This window comes from Peribacillus sp. TH14 (genome assembly GCF_016651145.1).
GTDB classification, from domain to species: domain Bacteria; phylum Bacillota; class Bacilli; order Bacillales; family DSM-1321; genus Peribacillus; species Peribacillus butanolivorans.
The window spans coordinates 814804-833985 of the sequence record NZ_JAEKEK010000001.1; the positions used below are offsets into that span (position 1 = coordinate 814804).

Here is a 19182-nt window from a genome sequence, read left to right on the forward strand (position 1 = left end):
GATAGTTCAATAATAAGAAAAGGAGCTGTTCATCAGCTCTTGGGTTAAGTAAAAACACGTTAACTTAATAATGCTACTATCCCTTTCATTCTAACTACTTTTCCATCTAATTCGGATTTCAGCACATTTAATCCATTTTTATGATAAAACGATACTGCTTGAAGATTATTTGGTGAAACACGAAGATGATACTCAGTTACTCCCTTGTTTTGAAAAAACTTTAAAGCATACTCATGTAAATTCCTACCTAAACTAGCCCCACGTTTTTCAGGAATTAGGTAATATAGATTTACATAACCAATCTCCTTCCCTTCGTACTGCCGTATTGTAAGCTCCAGTTGACCAATTGGTATGCCGTTTTCTACTACTATTACAAAACCTTCTGAATATTTTGCAATTTGATTTTCGAGCCAGGTAAGGTAATCCTCCTCGGTTCCGAAGTCTTTATCTGTTCCAAAACTAACAATAAAGGAATCTCTGCGAAAAGGAATGACATATTTACGATGCTTTTCTACTTCAATCGGTAAAAATTCCATGTAAAACTCTCCTTATCATTTAGATACTTAAATACATTATTATATATCGAAACAGTTAATACCTTCTTCAGCTAACCTGCCCTTTTAGCCCCATAAGAAAAAGAGCTGCCAAAGCAACTCCCTTATTGAAGTAAAGCACCCGTTAGTAACAACCACAATCCGACTCCTCATAATTTATTATCAATGAGTTGAATATGTTATTGAAAGCTAGCTTATAAATAAACTATACAACCTTTTTCTTCTACTTTTTCTAACCATTTCGGTATTTTCAAGTTAGGATTCCATCTTAAATCTAAACGTTCTAATCCCTCAATTTCCATTAAAGAATCCGGCAATTCAATCAATTGATTACCCCTTAAATCTAATTCTAATAAATTTACTAGCTTTCCGATTCCATAGGGTAACGTTGTCAATTGATTATTTCTCAAATTCAATCGTCTTAACTTTTCACATTGATTGAGTGAATTCGGGACTTGTTTTAATTGATTTTCTTCCAAATCCAAAACCCGTAATAACGTCAAATTTTCAAATATTTCTGGGAGAGTAGTGAGTTGATTATTTTTAAAATGCAGCTCTCTAATATTGTTTAACATGCTAAAGCTCTTAGGTATCTTATTAAGTTTGTTATTCATTAAGCGTAACTCTATCAGGTTGGTTAATTCACCAATTTCTCTTGGTAATTCACTCAATTTATTATCGCTTAGATTTAAATATTTTAATTTTTTAAGGCTTTTAATTTCGGGGGGACTGTTTGGAGTTTATTATTGTGAAGATATAAATAATCCTCCAAATTCACAAGGTATTCTATATCTGATGGAATTATTTCAATCTGATTATGTCCTAAGTCCATCATTCTAAGTTCTTTCAAATTTTTTATATTAGCAGAGATTTTTTCAAGCTCATTAGCAGAGATATTTAACACTTTTAAATTGTTCATTATATATATTTCTTCTGGAATCCCTCTAAAATTATTATCGAAAAGGTTGATTTCCGTAATTTCATTCAGAGATAAGTTTATATTCGGCAAAGAATTTAATTTAGCATGGGGAAAGCTAATTTCCAATTAATCTCCTCCTATTAATTATTCATCAAGAAATTTACCATACGAATAAATGTATTCTATTTTTCATTTTCTGTATAGCAAAAGTTATTCTTCTTTATCTTGTCCTTCTTGAGCTAACCTGCCCCGATAGTTCAATAAGAAAAAGTTGCCTTAAACCTACAAAATAGAGTTCATAATGTCCATATGACTTGTATCAGAATGCTTATCGTTGTAAATACGCATTTTCCTGATGCTACCCCCTATTAGGGGTACCGCCAACATTTCGGAAATTTTGTACGCTAAGAAATTTTCAAAGTGGAAAATAGGTGATTTACGTACGTTAAGATAGTTTCATAAAGGGTGTAACTGATACTTTGATTTTGGAACACCTTTTGGTACTAATATTTAGCCTGGATTGAGTTTAAATGCATCAGTACCATAAACGAACGTTAATGGAACACCCCTTTTATATCAACATTTATATCCTTAAAGTACAATTTTGCCAAAATGCTGTCTGGACCCCTATTATTGCTATCACTAGCCCTAAGTCAATCTTTTTCCAGTTCGGGTGGCGGTAGAATAAAAAATCCCCCTACGAAAGTGGGAGGATTACAAATTTGGTGGTGCAGGGAAATCCTTGCCCCACCTGCCTCGGCGAATGCCGAGAGGCTATTCTACTAAAGAGCGACCCTATTGGTGGTTTTCTACTTATACTGTCATTGGTGAGTGCAATTCTCGTTGCACCGTCGGCCCGGCACCGGATTCAGACCAGTTCCATCTTGACGATTTCCAACGAAACCGCCGCTCCGCCTTGCGAGAAAGTGCCTGTTCCCGTCTCAACAAAGCCCAATTTGCGATAGAAATCCCGTGCCGTGGTTGTGGCTTCTAAGTAGATCCGTGTCTTCCCATTCTTTCGAATGTGCCCGATGACCTTCACCATCAAGGCTTTACCGACTCCTGAACCCGCTGCCGCTCCGGAGACAAAGAGTTTGGTTACCTCGTTACCCTCCACTTCGACGAAACCAAGGATTGTCCTGTCCGACACTGCGACCCAAAGCTCCCCGCGTTCTATCGCAGGGAGGTACATGTCCGGGTCCCTCCCATCCAGCCACATGTTGATCTGCTCTTCCGTGTATTGCTCTGAGCAGAGGTTGCGGACTGAATGACGGTGAACATTGAAAATCTCTTTGCGGTTCTCGGGGGTGGCAAGGCGTATAGCGAAATCCGTCATGAAATCTCCTCCAACTTACGACTGTAATTTTTGAAAATAAACTTATATTCTTATTCCTAATTATAGGATTAAACCATTTATAAATAAAATGAAAGTTTCTTAAATTTAATTAAAAATAATTCATATGTAAGATGATATTACAGAAAGGATAGCGTTTTTTTCTCTTTTGGGGTAATGATTTGCCCTTAGCTTGATGGGCATGTGGCAGACCCCTTAGAGTAATAAAAAACGCCAAGCCGGTAATCGTTGGAGGCTTAGCGTATATTTTCGTTAAAATGTTGGCGGGACCCCTTATAGAACTAACGCACCTGTTAGTTTAAGTGAAAATCTTCACAAACTTTTTTTTATCTTAGGCTTTGTTAAATAGTATTGTTGTTTTTCAGGTATAAAATATGGGAACGTCCGATTTGGACGTTCCCGTTCTTATTCCATTAAAGCCCCCATAATGGAATAACTGTAAAGCTAATGAGGCTTTTTTAAAAGCTGCGTTTCGCTGCCCAAGCACCTTGCATTTTACTAAGGAATACAATTTGCCCAATATGATATGCGTCGTGCATTGCTAAACTCTTCAGTTCAAGCACTAATGAATTATCTCCTGGAATCTGTCTATACAAATCTTCATGTTCTGATTTTGCTAGTATTTTTCCAAGTTCACGATGAACATAAAAGTATTCTTGTTTTGTTTCCTTCCAATTTTCTAACGTCTCAGTTGGTAATCGAAATGTAGAGTCATTATTTTCTGCCTGTGGTTCATTCGCTGTTTCACCAAGAAATCGCATCAGATATCTCTTTTCAAAGAAAAGTAAATGACAAACTAATTCCCAAATGGAATTCATTGCCCCATCAGCTGGTTTCCAAATTGCCTGTTCAAAAGTGATGTCCTCTAGCACTTTTTCAAGTGGTGGAAACCAGTCTTCTTCATCTAAGCAGCTTGCCCATTGTTGTAACAAAAGTGTCTTTACATCCATTTTCTATTCCCTCCAATTTAACCTAGATTGAATTTATTATTGCTTACCTTACAATAGATTCGCATCAGTTAAAGAGTATTCCTCTAGACAGAATTTCTTTTATATTAATTATTGTTCAACTATTCAGCCCCTTTAGTTCAATAAGAAAAAGGCTGCCGAAGCAACCTTCCTTATTGAAGTAAAGCACCCGTTACTTTAAGTACAACTCTTCACAAACTTCCAATTAAAAATCTATTAAGATAATTCCCCTAACCACCTCTCAAACCATTCGATGGGAAGTTTTACTTTAGAAAAATCCATATGTTGTAGTTCTTTTAGTGAGTAAGTGTTTGTTAAATATAAATCCCACTGTGCAGAAATATCCTCTAATACGTCGTATAACTTTTCGTCATCTAGTTCAGTCTCATCTGTATAATGTTTATCACACCAATTACAAATTTGTTGATGAGTAAATTGACCTGTTCGATTTACGACACTCTTTAACAGTTTAACTAAGTTTTCCTTACTTAACATCCAATCAATTTCAATAAAATTTGATTCTATCCAACTGCCTTCATATTTGTTCCTGCCCACCAGTTACACCTCGGTATGTTAATATGATTGGTATTTAATTCAACGAAACTTAATTGGATTCCTTCTTAAACTATCCTGCCCCTATAGTTCCATAATAAAAAGCTGCCTTAAAGACAGCTCCGATCTTTCATTTCAACTATTACTCCTACAGAAAAATACTCTCTTATCGTTTTACCCACAACCTCAAATCGCCATCGTCTTTTTTCAAATCATAGGCAATGGATGAAAGCGATTCCTGTCGCTTAAGAACTCGTTGTACAGCTTGTAATTTTTCTTTATTAAATAATTTCACCATTAAAAAAGCACCTCCAAAAGTTAGACTGTGTCTAACATTTGGGGTACAGTTCAAAAGGATAGGGGATTTATTTACCCAATTATAATTTTCATTAGTCTTATCATGTTAATTTGATATTATTTCCTTAACTACCTTAATGGTTTTTACCGAATCCCAATTAGCGTTTAACACCTCTAATGTCTTTTTAATCATATCATTGTCAATTTCAAATATTTCTTGATTGTCGAAAGTGTGTACTAAATAGACTATCAACTCCTCTTCATCGGGATCTTCTGTATCTACATTTAGGCCAACTATATCCCAAAACCATAACTGAAATTCTTCTAAGCTTATTTGTTGTTTTAAATATTTGCTTAGAATATTTATTACATACTCTTTCTTAACTTGAATGATATTATCATCTGGGTCATCGAATAATTTTGATAGTATATAATAAAATTGTCCGTCCTTATCCACTTTATAAATATCTAATGTTTCGCTTGCTATTCCCATCAATTTATCACTAGTTATATTTCCTTTTACATACTCAAATAATGCTGATATCAATTTTTTATTCATTATCTACCCACCGGTTTATGTTTTCTATGTTTAAAAGAACCATCTGAATTATAACTGTCCTTATACATACGCTTGGACTTTCCATTTTCCATTTTCCATCCATTTACTATATACTGCTCTGGATTGACCTTTGTATTGACCAGAAACTTTTTAAGATGCTCTAGACCATCCATTTTTAAGTTAAAGATTGTTATTAAATCAGTGTAAAAATATGGATCGCTTATGTAACTATCTGAGTAAGACCCTGTTAGGATTATTCCAGTAAATAAAATAAACTGGATTCCAAAATATTTAATAAGATTCAAATAGCATAAGCTCCTTCTCAGTTTCTCAGTGTGTTTCACCACTATTGTAGCTGTAAGAAACAACTTTGGGAAACAGTAAATATTGAGAAAGCTTCTTCAACTATCCTGCCCCTTCGTATTATAAGGTCAGCCAGAAAATATTTCTGGTTGACCATTTTTTATATCGATATATGATAACGGTAGCCGAGGTAGAACGTACCTGCCCGTGGGGCTTAAGATCCCGTCAACTAAACAGTTCGCCCCCTACTTGCTTAAACATGATTTGGCTGGTTGGGACCAAGATCTCGTATAACAAGCGAAGCTATGATACTGCAAGAAGGATTAGGGGTTACCGGCAAATATTATGTTTTTGGAGGAGATAAAAAATGAATCCAGTAGTTGGTCTGGATGTAGCTAAAGGTGAAAGTCAGGTTCAAGCATTCTTGGATAAGAAGAAGCCTTATAAAAGAAGTTTTAAAGTAGCACATACCATTGAAGGGCTAGAGAGCTTACACCAATATCTTAGAGAGATAGAAAACTTAGCAGGAATTCGACCTCCGGTCGTTTTAGAGTCTACTGGGCATTATCATACTCCAGTTGTTCAGTATTTCGAGGAAAGAGGTTATTTACTAATTATCATTAACCCACTTGTCTCCTATCGAGCAAAGAGCTCATCTCTACGAAAAGTAAAGACAGATGTGATTGATGCTTACCATCTCTGCGAGCTGTATTATAAAGAAGATTTGGAACCAAATAAAAAACGAGGAATTCAACTCTTAAACCTTCGTAATCTTACAAGACAACACGAAAATGTAACGGGTATATATGTACAAACGAAACTTCAATTTCAAGCAGTTCTTGATCAGGTTTTCCCTGAGTATCATGGGGTTTTTGGGGACTTATATTCAGTTGTCACTTTACTAACCTTATTAGAATTTCCTACATCTAAAGATGTTTTGGTAGTCGATGAAGAAGCATTAGGTAATAAAATCGATGAATTATGTACAAGTCGTTCAAGAAAGTGGGCAAATACAAAGGCAAAGAAACTTATAGCTGCAGCAGCTAAAAATCCCTTTCAGACAACACTGTATCAAAGTCACATAATGAGCTTAGAAATGTATATCAAAATGCTTATGGAATACCAAAAGCACCTATCAAAGTTGGATGAAGAGATAGGTGCTTTGGCTAAAGAAATTGAAGAATATAAGATAATCCAATCAATCCCTGGTATCGGTGAAAAAATCGCGGCAACGATTATTTCTGAAATTGGTGAGATTGATCGGTTTAATCACCCTAAAAAACTCGTAGCATTTGCAGGAATTGATCCTAGTATCTTTGAATCTGGTAGATTCAAGGGATCCGTAAACAAAATAACCAAAAGAGGTTCGAGTAGATTACGGCATGCCCTATATATGGCTGTTCGATGTGCCATTCGTGATTGTCGCAAAAAGAAAACGACTGATGAAGTCATCCCTCGTAATAAGAGATTACGTGAGTTCTATGATAAGAAACGGAAAGAAGGAAAGCCCTATAAAGTAGCTGTTATAGCATGTGCTAATAAGCTTCTACAATGGATTTATGCACTATTACAAAACAACTCGACTTTCCAAGATCTAGACTAGTTTGAAAGTGCAACTAAATATCACAAAACTTTCCAAACGCTGTTCGTAGGGGGGCTATTTGGTATGTATATTTTTAGTATAGCATGAAATATTTTTAGTTTTTATTGATAAATGTTGACAAACTATTAGCTGGTTTAGTTAATTAAGGGTACTTTTTCGCTTGAATTTGAACGTATGATAATGTAAATTATCATACGTTCAAATTCTTTAAGAGGGAATGTTTACATTAAATTTCACAATAAATTTTTACTTTCATAAAATGACTATGGTTAAATGACTACTTTATAAAGGAGACAAACAATAAATGATGCCATATTCTAACATGGCTTATCCAATGTATTCGGGACAGCAGATGATGTCTTACTCTGGCATGCCTTCTCCAATGTATTCGGGACAGCAGATGATGCCTTATTCTGGCATGCCTTCTCCAATGTATTCGGGACAGCAGATGATGCCATATACTAGCATGCCTTCTCCAATGTATTCGGAACAGCAAATGATGCCATATACTAGCATGCCTTCTCCAATGTATTCGGAACAGCAAATGATGCCATATACTAGCATGCCTTCTCCAATGTATTCGGAACAGCAAATGATGCCTAGAGACATGCAAATGATGCCTAGAGACATGCAAATGATGGGTGACCCTCAAATGGTACCTCATCCTATTCTTCTTGTTGCACGACAAATCGCTCCTAATCAAATTGAAATAGTTTATGACCAGCCCACTGATTTGGAATCTGCTACAAATGTTAAGAATTACTGGATTAGAAATAATTTAGATAGACCCTCAGACATTGCTACTGTTGCAAGAGATGACATGATGCTCCTTCCAACGAATAGCCTTACATCAAATATGGCAAAGATTACGCCTGTTGATAATTCAAGAAAAAGGTTCATCATTACTTTTAACATAAATGCTACAACTGGAGTTCAATACACTGTGTTGCCTTGCTTTGTTAATTTACAAGGTAAAACAGGTTTTGGGGGAGAAAATTGGGGTCCAAAAAGCAGGAACACTTTTACATCTCAATAAACAGAGGACAAATAAGACCTTTGTCGGGTTCAACCGAGATACACGTAATTTTAGGTCTTAGCTTGTAAAAAAATAGTATAAGAAAATCCGACCTTAATTGGTCGGACTTTTTTATTTAATCTAAGTATAATCAATATTTTTATAGAGCTATTCTGCCCCTATAGTTGCATAAAGAAAAAGCTGCCTTAAAGACAGCTCCGATCTTCAGCCTGTTAGTTCTATAAGAAAAGCAAACCTTATTCAAGAATCGCGTCCGATTACTGAAGAACGAATATAAAACCTTGGTACCAAATGGCCTTGTCATTTATTATGATACGGTTCATCGCACCTATTCAAGCAGTGATTTTTTAAAAACTGTCAGCCTTTTAATTTTACATTTCTACTTTAAATCGACGCTGCTGAGGATGCAGCTGCTTGATCAGCCTTCACACAATCAATTGCAACAACGAGTGCAATAATAATGGTTTCCATCTCTTCATCTATTATTTGAACCTTGTAGCTATCGCCCCAAGTGAACCACTCCTTGCCCACTTTACCTACGATTTTACCATGCTGTAAAACTTGAAAATCCATATCCCACCAATTACCATGTACTTCAATGCCTGCCGCATCAATTGTATATCGTGCTTTTAAGAAGGAAAATTCCTTCTTTATTGTTAATACCTCTCGACCATTCACCTCAACCAAAAACTTTGGTAAAAAGCTGAACACCTTTTTCGTAATGAGTGCTACTTCATCTCTTGCTTTGTTCATAATGGAGAAAGTCTTTGGAACTTGCATAAAACTTCCCTCCACGTAATATATATCCTTCTCCTGCTGATCCTTTACTGTAAATTTCCCACTAAGACTGAATACCTTCTGCTTTATATAAAGCTGCCTCATACTTATGCCTCCCAACCTTAAGTCTTTTACATTACTTACGTTTGAAATGGGCATTGGTTCCAATCTTATGCATTAAATTCCAAATAATAGCTCCACTCAAAAGCGCCTTCTTTTCGGTTCACCACTATTTATCCTTAACTAATTTACCTTTTGTAAAGTCAGCAATTCTTCCTTCGCAATCTGGCCCAATTGTTGAACAACTCCTTATGTACTCTTGAACTATCCTGCCCCGATAGTTGCATAAGAAAAACCGTATAATGCTTCAAATTAATTGGCTTGATTATTGTTATGTGTCTCTCACTTAAACTGTGGTACGGACTCACTCCACTCTCTTAGCCATAACATTTATACTTATATGTCGTTTAAGTGAATGAATTCGTTAACGATAAAAATATTCTTATTACTGAGTCCGCTCTACCTCGGAAAGAATCACATGTGTCACTGTTGTAGCATAAGGGATTATCTGATTGATGAACTCTTCCACTTTTGGGAGACTTTCACTATGTATTTTCAACATATAACAAGCCTGTCCGGCAATTCGAAAACAAAAATCAACATTCGGAAGCTTGGCAATATAGCTCTTGAATCGGTCATACTCCCCATTTTTCACTGTTGCTTCTACGATACATTCAATCGGAAAACCAATCTTTTTATGATCAATCTCGGCAACATACCCTTTTATTATTCCGTAAGACTCCATCTGCCGAACCCGTTCTGTAACAGTGGGGGCAGATAAATTCACTTTCTTTGCCAGTTCCCTCATAGAAACCCGACTATTTATCGTTAATTCATCAAGAATGCTACGGTCTTTTTTATCAATTTTCATATAATTAGTATTCCCTTTCTTTTTCTTTCATCTATATATTATTACTCTTAAATACTTTACAAATGCAATTAATTTACCTAGATGTTTATTATATGATTATCTCAAAGGGGAGATGCTCATGACAAGAATTAAACATTCAGCTATTGGGTCCAGTCCGTTTCAACGACTATTTCATTCGGAGGATATTTTACTTAAATGGTCGGACCTTTCAGAGTGTATATCTACAGACGGGAAACTTTCAAAGGAATTAAAGGAAAATGTCAGAAGGGTTCTTGCATATGGTAACGGATGTGCATACTGTCAAGCAAAAGGTCGTCCATTGAAACCAGACGATATTAAAGAAAGCTATGCAGTAGCTTTTGCAGAGGTATTTCTCCTAAAACGCGAAAATACGGAGCAAACATTCATTGATGTGTTAAAGGAAACATTTAGCGATGAAGAGATATCGGAACTATTAGCCTTCATTTGTTTTACAACTGCACAGCAATATTTCGGGGCTTTGATGGATTTAAAATAATGTTAAAAAGGAACAGGCATTTGCCTTGTTCCTTTCTGTAAAAGATTCATACTAAGCAGTTGAATTCCAAAACGTTTTTGTTCTAAACCATCAGTATTTTCAACTGTTCAACTGACCATTTAATATAAGTACTGTTTGACCTGAAATAGTTTTAGTATCTAATAGCTTTGAAGATTAAATTCAATCTAGAATTTTGCACCTTGATCTTCTAACTGATTAATCTTTGGAAGAATGGAGCGAGAAGGTACTGGGGATGTTAAAACTATAGAAGTATTTAAATGTCCATAGGGTATTAATCGATCTATAAGAATTCTCATGCTGTCCATATCAGCTAAAGCGGCTTTTAAAAAATATCCTACTGTTCCTGTTACGCGATGACACTCAATAATGTCTAAATCATCTTTGACTAATTGCTCAAAATCAGGAACAGAAACTTTAAGTTCACTTACTTGAATAAACACAAGTACTCCTCTTCCTATTGCCGGTGGTGAAACTCTGGCACTAAACCCTTCTATAATCCCCTTTTCTTGTAAGCGATACATACGTTCAGAAATACTAGGTCGACTAAGAGCCAATTTCTTTGATAATTCACTAATCGTGATACGTCCATTTAATTGTAAAAGTTCTAGTAAACTGACATCTATTTCATCCATGAAGCAACCGCCTTTCATAATGAAGGAATATAAGCTTATATTTCTTTAAAATGGTGTATGGAAAGCAGAAAATACATTCTTTTTTGTATGTAAATTTAACAGTTATTATTCTATCATTAAAATCATTAATAGAAAAAGAAAATTCAGAATTTATCAAAGGGAGGAACTTGCATTGACTTTCACAAAAATTCTTGTTCGAAAAAACATTGAAAACCTAAGCGCATATGTTTCCGGTAAACCAATTGAAGAAGTACAACGCGAACTAGGACTTGAAAGTATCGTTAAATTGGCATCCAATGAGAATCCATATGGTTGCTCACCTCTAGCAAAAGAGTCCATGCTTATCGAAATGGAGCAAACCTCATTTTATCCTGAAGGAATGGCACCGTCATTAGCTGAAAAGTTAGCAAGGAAATTAAATATCAAACAAGATAATATTATCTTAGGTAATGGATCTGATGAAGTTATACGTTTGTTAACACGAACCTACATTCAACATAATGATGAAGTCATTATGGCTGACGTTACATTTCCACGATATGAAACGAATGTATTGATTGACGGTGGCACACCTGTAAAGATACCTCTTATTAATGGCGTACATGACCTACAGGGTATGTATGAGGCCATTACTGAAAAAACAAGAATGATTTTTGTTTGTAATCCCAATAATCCAACAGGAACGATCGTTCAAAAAGAAAAGTTAAGATCTTTTATCGAGAAGGTGCCGAAACATATTATACTAATCGTTGATGAAGCATACTATGAATATGTTGAGGATGAAGACTTTTTAGAAACCTTGCCACTTCTAAATACCCATTCAAATCTAGTCATTTTACGTACTTTTTCAAAGATATATGGATTGGCTGCATTAAGGATCGGATACGGTTTAATGGACGTTTCCATCGTACAAGAGCTAATTAAAGTGAAAGAACCATTTAATACCAATCGCTTAGCACAGGCAGCAGCCTTCGCTTCTCTGGACGACCCTACATTTGTAGCACAATGTATTCGTAAGAATGAGGAAGGAAGAAGATATTTAGAAAACGAACTAAGCGAGATGGGATTAACATTCTTTCCTTCTCATGCCAACTTTATAATGGTCAAACTAAATCATCCTGGCAGGTACGTCTTTGAGGAGCTATTAAAACAAGGGGTCATCATCCGATCTGGTCATTTACTTGGCTATGAAAATACTATCCGCGTGACCATCGGTACTCCACTTGAAAATGAGAGGTTCATAAAATCCTTACAAAATGTAATCAATAAAACGCTTAGTACATGACAGATCGAAATATAGTTGCAAAATAATCAAGGATTGATAAAGCATAAAAGATACGACATAGACGCCCTTTGCCCATGTCGTATCTTTTACGTGGATTTATTTAACCATTCTCTTTTCTTTTATAATTGTTTCCTGTTCATCCACACTTTTAAATTTAACGATTGAAATCGCGATTAATCCTACTAATACAATAAGACAAGCAATGATACTGACCCGATTCTGTTCACTAAACACAAACATGACACAAATGATGCTTAATGTAATTACTGTAAACAATGTTACGTACGGGAAGCCCCACAATTTAAAGCTCGGAGCTTTAGGATATGAATTGCGAAGTTTTAGCTGCGCTAAACAAATACTGATCCATACAAGTGATACCACAAAACCCGGAAACGCCATTAATAAGGTAAATGCTTTGTCCTGTGCAACGTAGGTAATCATGGAGCCCGCGATTAAAACAACGGCACTTAGTAGTAAACTATATAATGGAACACCATTTTTCGATACATAAGAGAAAGACTTTGGAGCTTCCCCCTCTGCAGCTAAAGAATGCAACATCCGTGTACAACCATATATTCCAGAGTTAGCTGCAGATAAGACAGCTGTAATTAAAATAAAGTTCATTATGTGGGCAGATCCCTGAAAGCCTGACATTGACAATACCTGTACAAACGGACTTGACTGGTCGCTAATTTCGTTCCAAGGAATTAAACCGCATATTACAAGTATCGGTAAGGTGAAAAATAATATAACTCTCCAAATATAGCTTTTTATAACCTTAGGTAAAATACGTTCTGCATCCTTTGCTTCTGTTACTGTTACTCCTATTAATTCTGAACCGCCGTAAGAAAACATAACAATTAGCAAAGCTGAAAATATTGACATCCAGCCATTAGGAAAAAAACCACCGTGCTCTGTAAAGTTTTGTAGATAATTAGTTCCGCCGCTTGGGATAATTCCAAATAAAATACTAGCTCCTAAGAGAATAAATACTATAATCATTGTAATTTTAATTCCAGCAAACCAAAATTCAAATTCTCCATAATTTTTAACATTCATCATGTTAATTCCAATGATTAGGGCAGAGACAGCCTAAACTTAATATCCAAAGTGGAATAGATGGAAGCCAGTATTGCAAGAAACTTCCTGCCACTACTACCTCAATAACACATACGGACAGCCACATGAAACAATACATCCAGCCTATAATGAAGGAACTACGTTTACCAAACGCTTTCTGAACAAAACCCTTCATATTTGTATTTGGATAGACGATTGCCATTTCTGCTATAGCTCCCATGACCACAAGAAGTAATAATCCTGCAAAAATATAAGTAAGGATAACTCCTGGTCCTGCTAACGATATGGTTTCAGAACTTCCTTTAAAAATCCCAGTACCTATTGCTCCTCCCATTGCCATCATGCTAATATGTCGCGGCAACAACTTCTTTTGTAGAGACCCATTATTTGATTCCATTACTTATTCCTCCTTTATTCTGTTAATTTTCTGAATAAAAAATTAATCACTCTGTTTCATCTATTGAATGGCGACTTGATAAGTTTAATACTTATCAACCGTTATGACAAAGGAGTGGAAACATGAAAAGACGGCAAGCTAAAGTTTACCGTAAATATTACAAGAAGGATAGCTTCAGGCTGATAATTTTCACTTGGATAAATGCTGTATTTCAGTTTGATTATGGAAATAGGGTCATTGAACTAATAACTTAATACGGATCTAGATTTACTTTTAACGTTAAGATGGGCTCATTAAACTCACTCTATCTCTATCTCTATCTCTATCTCTATCTTTTATCTATTAACTAGAACACTATTAATTAGGGATTACATTGTTATAAGTAACCCCTAATTAATTAATTTCCTCCATTTATCTTACTTATTTACAATGTGGATTGCATGCCCCAAAACTGCTTCCGCCGCTTCCATCCAACCTTCAGTCAAAGTTGGATGTGGATGCATGCTCAGAGCTATATCTTCTACACGAGCTGACAATTCAAGGGCCAGTACTCCTTCACCTATAAGGTTAGATGCATCAGCGCCAACCATATGCATTCCAAGTAAAATGTGGCTTTTAGCATCCACGATCACTTCTGCAAATCCCTCTGTTTCATTCGTTGCAAGCGCCCGTCCGTTGGCACTGAATGGGAATTTTCCAGTTTTAACGCTATATCCCTGTTGTTCCGCTTCTTCACGGCTGAAGCCCACCCCTGCAATTTGTGGATCTGAGAAGATTACATAGGGAACAAAAGTGGAATCAATGGCACTTGGCAAACCTCCTATTACTTCTGCTGCCACTATTCCCTGTTTAGACGCTCGGTGAGCAAGAGCTGGACCAGGTGTGATGTCACCAATAGCAAAGATATGTGGAACATTAGTACGACATTCCGTGTCTACTGCTATATAGTCTTTTTCGTCTACTGCAATGCCAGCCTGATTTAGGCCAATCTCTTGAGTGTTAGGAATCCTGCCAATTGTTACTAGGGTCTTCTCGCTCACAATCACTTTTGTCCCATGCTTTGCCGAAAAAACATGAAGGTGAACTTGTCCATCTTCCACAATGGCTTTTTCTACCCTTGTAGATGTTTTAAGATTTATCCCAAGCTTCTTAGCATTACGGATTACTTCCTTGACCAAGTTGTCAGCAACCTGAGGGAGAATACGATTAGCCATCTCAATAATTGTTACTTGAGTACCTAACTTTGCAAAAGCCATACCCATTTCGATACCGATATAGCCTCCGCCGATAATCGACAAGCTAGGTGGAACTTCTTTTAGCTGTAACGATGCTGTCGAATCCAAAATATATCTTCCATCTACATTAAGGAACGAAGGAATAAACGGTCTAGACCCTGTCGCAATAATTGCATGTTCAAACTTATAGGTTTCAAAATCACCATCGGTTTCTACTCCGATGCGGTCATCAGATAAAAAGGTTGCTCGACCTTTCACCATCGTTACTCCATTTTCTTTACATAAATGGGATATACCTTGGTTCAACTGAGAAATGATGCCCTTTTTCCAATCCTGCCATACATTTAAGTCAACTGCTGTTTTCTCTTGAGGTAGTTGAATTCCCATTTTTTCATAATCGTTAAGCCTATGAAATTGATCAGCTGTATGTATTAGAGCCTTCGAAGGTATGCATCCCCGATTGAGGCAAACACCACCCAGCTTATCCTTTTCAATTAGAACAACTGATTTCCCTAACTGTCCGAGACGAATAGCTGCAGCATATCCTCCCGGACCTCCTCCTATAATGATAACATCTGTTTCTATAGCAACTTCCCCTACTACCATTTATCTCATCTCCACAACTAAAAGAATTGGGTTTTCCAGTAGTTCCTTAATCCGATTTGTAAAACGTACCGCTGTTACGCCATCAATTAAACGATGATCGAAAGATAACGACATATTCATCATCAAGCGGATAACACCTTCCAAATCGCGAACAACCATGCGAGGTTCCATTTTATGCAACGCTAAAATTGCCGCTTCGGGATAGTTAATGATTGGAGTCGCATGCAACCCACCGATTGGTCCAACATTGCTAATGGTAAATGTACTACCAGTAATCTGCTCTAAGCTCAACTTCCCTTCTCGAGCTTGGATTGCCATTTGTCTAATTTCATCAGCTAGCTGGAAAATTGTTTTCTGATCTGCATTTTTAATAACAGGAACAATGAGACCATCGTTCGTATTCGTGGCAATCCCAATATGATAATAATTTTTCAATACCATTTCATTTGTCTTTTCATCAATTGAAGCATTTAATGTTTTAAACTCCTTTAGTGCGATAACAATAGCCTTAACGAAGAATGGTAAAAAAGTCAATTTAATATCCTTGTTGTCTGAATACGTCTTTAATTGATCTTTTAATTCCTTTATTCTATCCATTTCTAATTCATCTACATGGGTTACATGTGGAATAGTCGAAACTGACTTTACCATATGTTCAGCGATTTTTTTTCGAATACCCTTAAGCAGAATCCGCTCTTCTAACCCTTTTTCCATTACTTTTTCCTGAACAGTTTCAATAGGAGCTGCATCTTGAAGTATATTATTATCGTTGTTATTATTGTCATTGGCCTGTTTAAATTGATTATTTTCTATAAACTGTTGCAAATCACTTTCTATTATTCGTCCAGCAGGCCCAGAACCTTTAACCTGCTGGATATCAACCTTCATTTCCCTAGCCATTTGACGTACATATGGAGTAGCCAACACACGAGCTGCCTCAAGATGTGGTTTACTTGTTATATCCTCTGAATTTACTTTTACATCAGCAGGTTGCATAACCGGGGGCTCTTTTTCAATAACAAATGTTTCCGGAACAGAAATATCGTTCTCTTCTTGAATAGTAAATATAGTGGTTCCTACTTCTACAATATCCCCTTCAGTAAAGAGTATTTTCTTGACCACGCCCGTTGCTGGGGCAGTCAATTCCGCATTGACCTTATCCGTTTGTACTTCTACTATCGGTTGGTCCTGCGTTACTGATTCTCCTTCTTTAATGAGCCACTTGATAATTTCTCCTTCATGCATCCCTTCACCTACATCAGGAAGTTTAAATTCTACCATGCTTGTTCCTCCTTCTCCCTTATTCATTAATTAAAATGAAATCGTTTCCATTATTCCTTGTTTTACACGTTCAACAGTAGGTAGATAATGATCTTCTACTGAAAACTGCGGAACTGGAACATCAAATCCTGTCACACGCTTAATAGGGGCTTTAAGGTAAATAAGGGCTTCATCATTAATAATAGAGATAATCTCCGCACCTAATCCGGATGACTTATGAGCTTCATGAACGACTAATCCGCGACCTGTTTTTTTTATGGATTTTACGATCGTATCCCGATCTAACGGGTATAGTGTTCGAAGATCGACTACTTCACACTTCCAACCTTTTTCATTTTCAATCTTTTTAGCGGCATTCAATGCTTCTCTTAACATAGCTCCCCATGCAAAAATGGTTAAGTCGCTTCCCTCCTGAACCACTTTTGCTTGACCAATTGGTATTCGATACATCTCTTTAGGAACTTCTTCCTTAAAAGCTCGATACAATTTAGTCGGCTCCAAAAAGATTACCGGATCAGGATCTTCGATGGCAGAAATGAGTAGTCCTTTTGCGTCATAAGGATTACTAGGTGCAACCACCTTTAAACCCGGAGTGTGGGCAAAGAAGGTTTCGACACTTTCGGAGTGAAGCTCAGGACCTCTGATTCCAGCACCATATGGTGTACGGATAACAAGGGGCACCCCAAATTGTCCCCGAGTACGGTATCTCATACGGGCAGCATGGGAAACAATCTGCTCGAATCCTGGATAAATAAATGCAAGAAATTGAATTTCTACCACGGGAACCATTCCATTAAGAGCTAAACCAATTGCAGAGCCAATGATTCCAGCCTCAGCTAATGGTGTATCTACAACTCGATCCTTTCCGTACTTCTCAAATAGGCCTTCCGTTGAACGGAAAACTCCACCGTTTACTCCAATATCCTGACCTAAGATCATCACGCGATCATCCTGACCAAGCTTTTGGTCCATTGCTTCTGTAATAGCCTGAATCATAGTTAAATGTTGGCTCATTACTTCTTCACATCCCTCTTTAAGACTTGTTTCAATTCTTGCTGCTGTTCATTTATGTGCCATGACTCTTCAGCATAAACATGGTTAAACATATCGAGCGGATCGGCTTTAGGGTACTCTTCTGCTTTTTGGAGGTGAGTGTCAATCTGTTCGCTAATTTGTTTTAACACCATTTCCTCCTGCTCCTCATTCCAGAATCCCTTTTTTATCAACAACTTTTTAAGACGTGTAATCGGATCGCGATTTTCCCTCCAGAATGTTGAAATATCCTCCTGATTACGATATATGTTTGGATTGTCTGCAGTAGTATGGGCACCATATCGAAAGGTAATAGCTTCAATCAAAGTAGGACCTTCACCTTTAAGCGCTCTTTCGACTGCTTCCTTTACAGTCAGCCAAACTGCAAAGATATCATTTCCATCTACACGAACACCATGGATATCATACGCATCAGCACGCTGAGATATAGTCTTAGAAGCAGATTGCTTTTCAAAAGGCACACTGATAGCGTAGCCATTATTTTGGCAGAAAAAGATTGTTGGGGTTTTATATACACCGGCAAAATTCAGTGCCTCATGAAAATCCCCTTCAGAAGTAGCACCATCACCAAAATAAGCAATGCTTACATTCTCTTCTCCTTTAAGCTTACTTGCCCAAGCCGTACCTACCGCGTGAACCATTTGAGTCGCAATAGGAACACAAGGAGGCATAGTTCGTTTTCCTTCCGGACAGATTGAACCCTCTACGTGCCCCATCCAGTATAGAAAAACACGATACATCTCCTGTCCATGAATAATTGCCGCTGCATGATCACGGTAAGTGGGAAACATCCAATCCCCTGCCGATAATGCTAAAGCGCTGCCAATTTGGGATGCCTCCTGCCCCTCGAAGGGTGCATAAGTCCCCATTCTTCCTTGGCGCTGAAGATTAACTGATTTACGGTCAAACATCCTAAGCAATAGCATACTTTCATACATCTTAAGCATGAGTGATTTATCAATTTTTCCATCAATTGATTCAATTATCTCTCCATTTGGAGCTAATACCTGATACATTTCCGGTAAATTCTCTTTTGAATACGCTTTCAAAATTGGGTTTTCCGTCTTTTCCATTTCATTTCTCCCCTTAAGATAGATTTGATTAGCAAACTTACCAAGGATTTGAACAGTCATGAAATAACAGCCCAAAAATTTTCTTTGGTCTTTTATGTTTTTAAATAAATGCTTCTTCATAAACTATATTTGCTTATATAAAAGGATAA

20 protein-coding genes and 1 pseudogene are annotated in these 19182 nt (G+C 36.8%); 4 read left to right on the forward strand and 17 right to left on the reverse strand.

Features of this window, described 5'->3' with window-relative positions; translation table 11 throughout:
* Positions 1 to 59 precede the first annotated feature (59 nt).
* From JFU50_RS04110 to JFU50_RS04140, 9 genes are all read right to left on the reverse strand, one after another.
* Entirely contained in the window at positions 60 to 536 is a 477-nt protein-coding gene (locus tag JFU50_RS04110) for a GNAT family N-acetyltransferase (protein ID WP_201182103.1), read from the reverse strand.
* Between the two features lie 212 nt (positions 537 to 748).
* Positions 749 to 1273, reverse strand: coding sequence for a leucine-rich repeat domain-containing protein (locus JFU50_RS04115; RefSeq protein WP_342214742.1), 525 nt, complete (start codon positions 1271 to 1273; stop codon positions 749 to 751).
* Positions 1252 to 1599, reverse strand: a complete 348-nt coding sequence (locus tag JFU50_RS30595; RefSeq protein ID WP_242486109.1) for a leucine-rich repeat domain-containing protein — start codon at positions 1597 to 1599, stop codon at positions 1252 to 1254. Before JFU50_RS30595 ends, JFU50_RS04115 begins: the two co-directional genes overlap by 22 nt.
* Positions 1600 to 2341: 742 nt before the next feature.
* Positions 2342 to 2809: a GNAT family N-acetyltransferase gene (locus JFU50_RS04120; protein ID WP_201182107.1), complete on the reverse strand. Its 468-nt coding sequence runs from the start codon at positions 2807 to 2809 to the stop codon at positions 2342 to 2344.
* A gap of 476 nt (positions 2810 to 3285) precedes the next feature.
* On the reverse strand, positions 3286 to 3777 hold the full coding sequence (locus JFU50_RS04125) for a DinB family protein (protein WP_098372726.1): 492 nt from the start codon (positions 3775 to 3777) through the stop codon (positions 3286 to 3288).
* Between the two features lie 234 nt (positions 3778 to 4011).
* Entirely contained in the window at positions 4012 to 4350 is a 339-nt protein-coding gene (locus tag JFU50_RS30395) for a hypothetical protein (RefSeq protein ID WP_207196277.1), read from the reverse strand.
* Positions 4351 to 4513: 163 nt separating this feature from the next.
* Complete coding sequence (locus JFU50_RS31345; protein ID WP_274608343.1) at positions 4514 to 4645, reverse strand: hypothetical protein; 132 nt, start codon at positions 4643 to 4645, stop codon at positions 4514 to 4516.
* 105 nt (positions 4646 to 4750) lie between these two features.
* Positions 4751 to 5203: a hypothetical protein gene (locus JFU50_RS04135; RefSeq protein WP_201221803.1), complete on the reverse strand. Its 453-nt coding sequence runs from the start codon at positions 5201 to 5203 to the stop codon at positions 4751 to 4753.
* Entirely contained in the window at positions 5203 to 5508 is a 306-nt protein-coding gene (locus JFU50_RS04140; protein ID WP_201221805.1) for a hypothetical protein, read from the reverse strand. Before JFU50_RS04140 ends, JFU50_RS04135 begins: the two co-directional genes overlap by 1 nt.
* Positions 5509 to 5873: 365 nt before the next feature.
* On the opposite strand from JFU50_RS04140, the gene JFU50_RS04145 reads away from it, so the two are divergent.
* A complete protein-coding gene (locus tag JFU50_RS04145; RefSeq protein ID WP_201221807.1) occupies positions 5874 to 7109 on the forward strand; it encodes an IS110 family transposase in 1236 nt (411 codons plus the stop codon).
* Positions 7110 to 7413: 304 nt separating this feature from the next.
* Positions 7414 to 8145, forward strand: coding sequence for a hypothetical protein (locus JFU50_RS30600; protein WP_242489024.1), 732 nt, complete (start codon positions 7414 to 7416; stop codon positions 8143 to 8145).
* Between the two features lie 384 nt (positions 8146 to 8529).
* On the opposite strand, the gene JFU50_RS04155 is transcribed toward JFU50_RS30600, so the two are convergent.
* Positions 8530 to 9027 carry an LURP-one-related/scramblase family protein gene (locus JFU50_RS04155; protein ID WP_201182109.1) on the reverse strand — a complete coding sequence of 166 codons (498 nt, stop codon included), beginning with the start codon at positions 9025 to 9027 and terminating at the stop codon, positions 8530 to 8532.
* A 400-nt stretch (positions 9028 to 9427) separates the two neighbouring features.
* Positions 9428 to 9853, reverse strand: coding sequence for an Lrp/AsnC family transcriptional regulator (locus JFU50_RS04160; protein WP_201182111.1), 426 nt, complete (start codon positions 9851 to 9853; stop codon positions 9428 to 9430).
* Positions 9854 to 9971: 118 nt separating this feature from the next.
* Here JFU50_RS04160 and JFU50_RS04165 point away from each other — a divergent pair, with 118 nt between their 5' ends.
* Positions 9972 to 10370, forward strand: coding sequence for a carboxymuconolactone decarboxylase family protein (locus JFU50_RS04165; RefSeq protein WP_201221808.1), 399 nt, complete (start codon positions 9972 to 9974; stop codon positions 10368 to 10370).
* A gap of 185 nt (positions 10371 to 10555) precedes the next feature.
* On the opposite strand, the gene JFU50_RS04170 is transcribed toward JFU50_RS04165, so the two are convergent.
* A complete protein-coding gene (locus JFU50_RS04170) occupies positions 10556 to 11023 on the reverse strand; it encodes an Lrp/AsnC family transcriptional regulator (RefSeq protein WP_053344840.1) in 468 nt (155 codons plus the stop codon).
* Between the two features lie 172 nt (positions 11024 to 11195).
* Between JFU50_RS04170 and hisC the strand changes: the two genes are divergently transcribed.
* Positions 11196 to 12308 carry a histidinol-phosphate transaminase gene (hisC, locus tag JFU50_RS04175; protein WP_201221810.1) on the forward strand — a complete coding sequence of 371 codons (1113 nt, stop codon included), beginning with the start codon at positions 11196 to 11198 and terminating at the stop codon, positions 12306 to 12308.
* Between the two features lie 96 nt (positions 12309 to 12404).
* Here hisC and JFU50_RS04180 read toward each other — a convergent pair.
* From JFU50_RS04180 to pdhA, 5 genes and pseudogenes are all read right to left on the reverse strand, one after another.
* Positions 12405 to 13785: pseudogene (locus tag JFU50_RS04180) on the reverse strand (amino acid permease).
* A 416-nt stretch (positions 13786 to 14201) separates the two neighbouring features.
* The gene (gene lpdA, locus JFU50_RS04185; protein ID WP_201221812.1) at positions 14202 to 15626 is read right to left on the reverse strand and encodes a dihydrolipoyl dehydrogenase; all 1425 of its coding nucleotides are present in this window, start codon (positions 15624 to 15626) and stop codon (positions 14202 to 14204) included.
* Complete coding sequence (locus JFU50_RS04190) at positions 15627 to 16907, reverse strand: dihydrolipoamide acetyltransferase family protein (protein ID WP_201221814.1); 1281 nt, start codon at positions 16905 to 16907, stop codon at positions 15627 to 15629. It abuts the gene before it with no gap.
* Between the two features lie 30 nt (positions 16908 to 16937).
* Positions 16938 to 17921: an alpha-ketoacid dehydrogenase subunit beta gene (locus JFU50_RS04195; protein WP_056520441.1), complete on the reverse strand. Its 984-nt coding sequence runs from the start codon at positions 17919 to 17921 to the stop codon at positions 16938 to 16940.
* Positions 17921 to 19033, reverse strand: a complete 1113-nt coding sequence (gene pdhA, locus JFU50_RS04200; RefSeq protein ID WP_201221816.1) for a pyruvate dehydrogenase (acetyl-transferring) E1 component subunit alpha — start codon at positions 19031 to 19033, stop codon at positions 17921 to 17923. Before pdhA ends, JFU50_RS04195 begins: the two co-directional genes overlap by 1 nt.
* Positions 19034 to 19182 lie beyond the last annotated feature (149 nt).

Coding starts and splice junctions, on each gene's coding strand:
- JFU50_RS30600 (WP_242489024.1), top strand. CDS start 7,414: ATGATGCCATATTCTAACATGGCTTATCCAATGTATTCGGGACAGCAG.
- JFU50_RS04125 (WP_098372726.1), bottom strand. CDS start 3,777: ATGGATGTAAAGACACTTTTGTTACAACAATGGGCAAGCTGCTTAGAT.
- JFU50_RS04145 (WP_201221807.1), top strand. CDS start 5,874: ATGAATCCAGTAGTTGGTCTGGATGTAGCTAAAGGTGAAAGTCAGGTT.
- JFU50_RS04155 (WP_201182109.1), bottom strand. CDS start 9,027: ATGAGGCAGCTTTATATAAAGCAGAAGGTATTCAGTCTTAGTGGGAAA.
- JFU50_RS04160 (WP_201182111.1), bottom strand. CDS start 9,853: ATGAAAATTGATAAAAAAGACCGTAGCATTCTTGATGAATTAACGATA.
- pdhA (WP_201221816.1), bottom strand. CDS start 19,033: ATGGAAAAGACGGAAAACCCAATTTTGAAAGCGTATTCAAAAGAGAAT.
- JFU50_RS04170 (WP_053344840.1), bottom strand. CDS start 11,023: ATGGATGAAATAGATGTCAGTTTACTAGAACTTTTACAATTAAATGGA.
- JFU50_RS04135 (WP_201221803.1), bottom strand. CDS start 5,203: ATGAATAAAAAATTGATATCAGCATTATTTGAGTATGTAAAAGGAAAT.
- lpdA (WP_201221812.1), bottom strand. CDS start 15,626: ATGGTAGTAGGGGAAGTTGCTATAGAAACAGATGTTATCATTATAGGA.
- JFU50_RS04195 (WP_056520441.1), bottom strand. CDS start 17,921: ATGAGCCAACATTTAACTATGATTCAGGCTATTACAGAAGCAATGGAC.
- JFU50_RS04190 (WP_201221814.1), bottom strand. CDS start 16,907: ATGGTAGAATTTAAACTTCCTGATGTAGGTGAAGGGATGCATGAAGGA.
- JFU50_RS31345 (WP_274608343.1), bottom strand. CDS start 4,645: ATGGTGAAATTATTTAATAAAGAAAAATTACAAGCTGTACAACGAGTT.
- JFU50_RS04165 (WP_201221808.1), top strand. CDS start 9,972: ATGACAAGAATTAAACATTCAGCTATTGGGTCCAGTCCGTTTCAACGA.
- JFU50_RS04120 (WP_201182107.1), bottom strand. CDS start 2,809: ATGACGGATTTCGCTATACGCCTTGCCACCCCCGAGAACCGCAAAGAG.
- JFU50_RS04110 (WP_201182103.1), bottom strand. CDS start 536: ATGGAATTTTTACCGATTGAAGTAGAAAAGCATCGTAAATATGTCATT.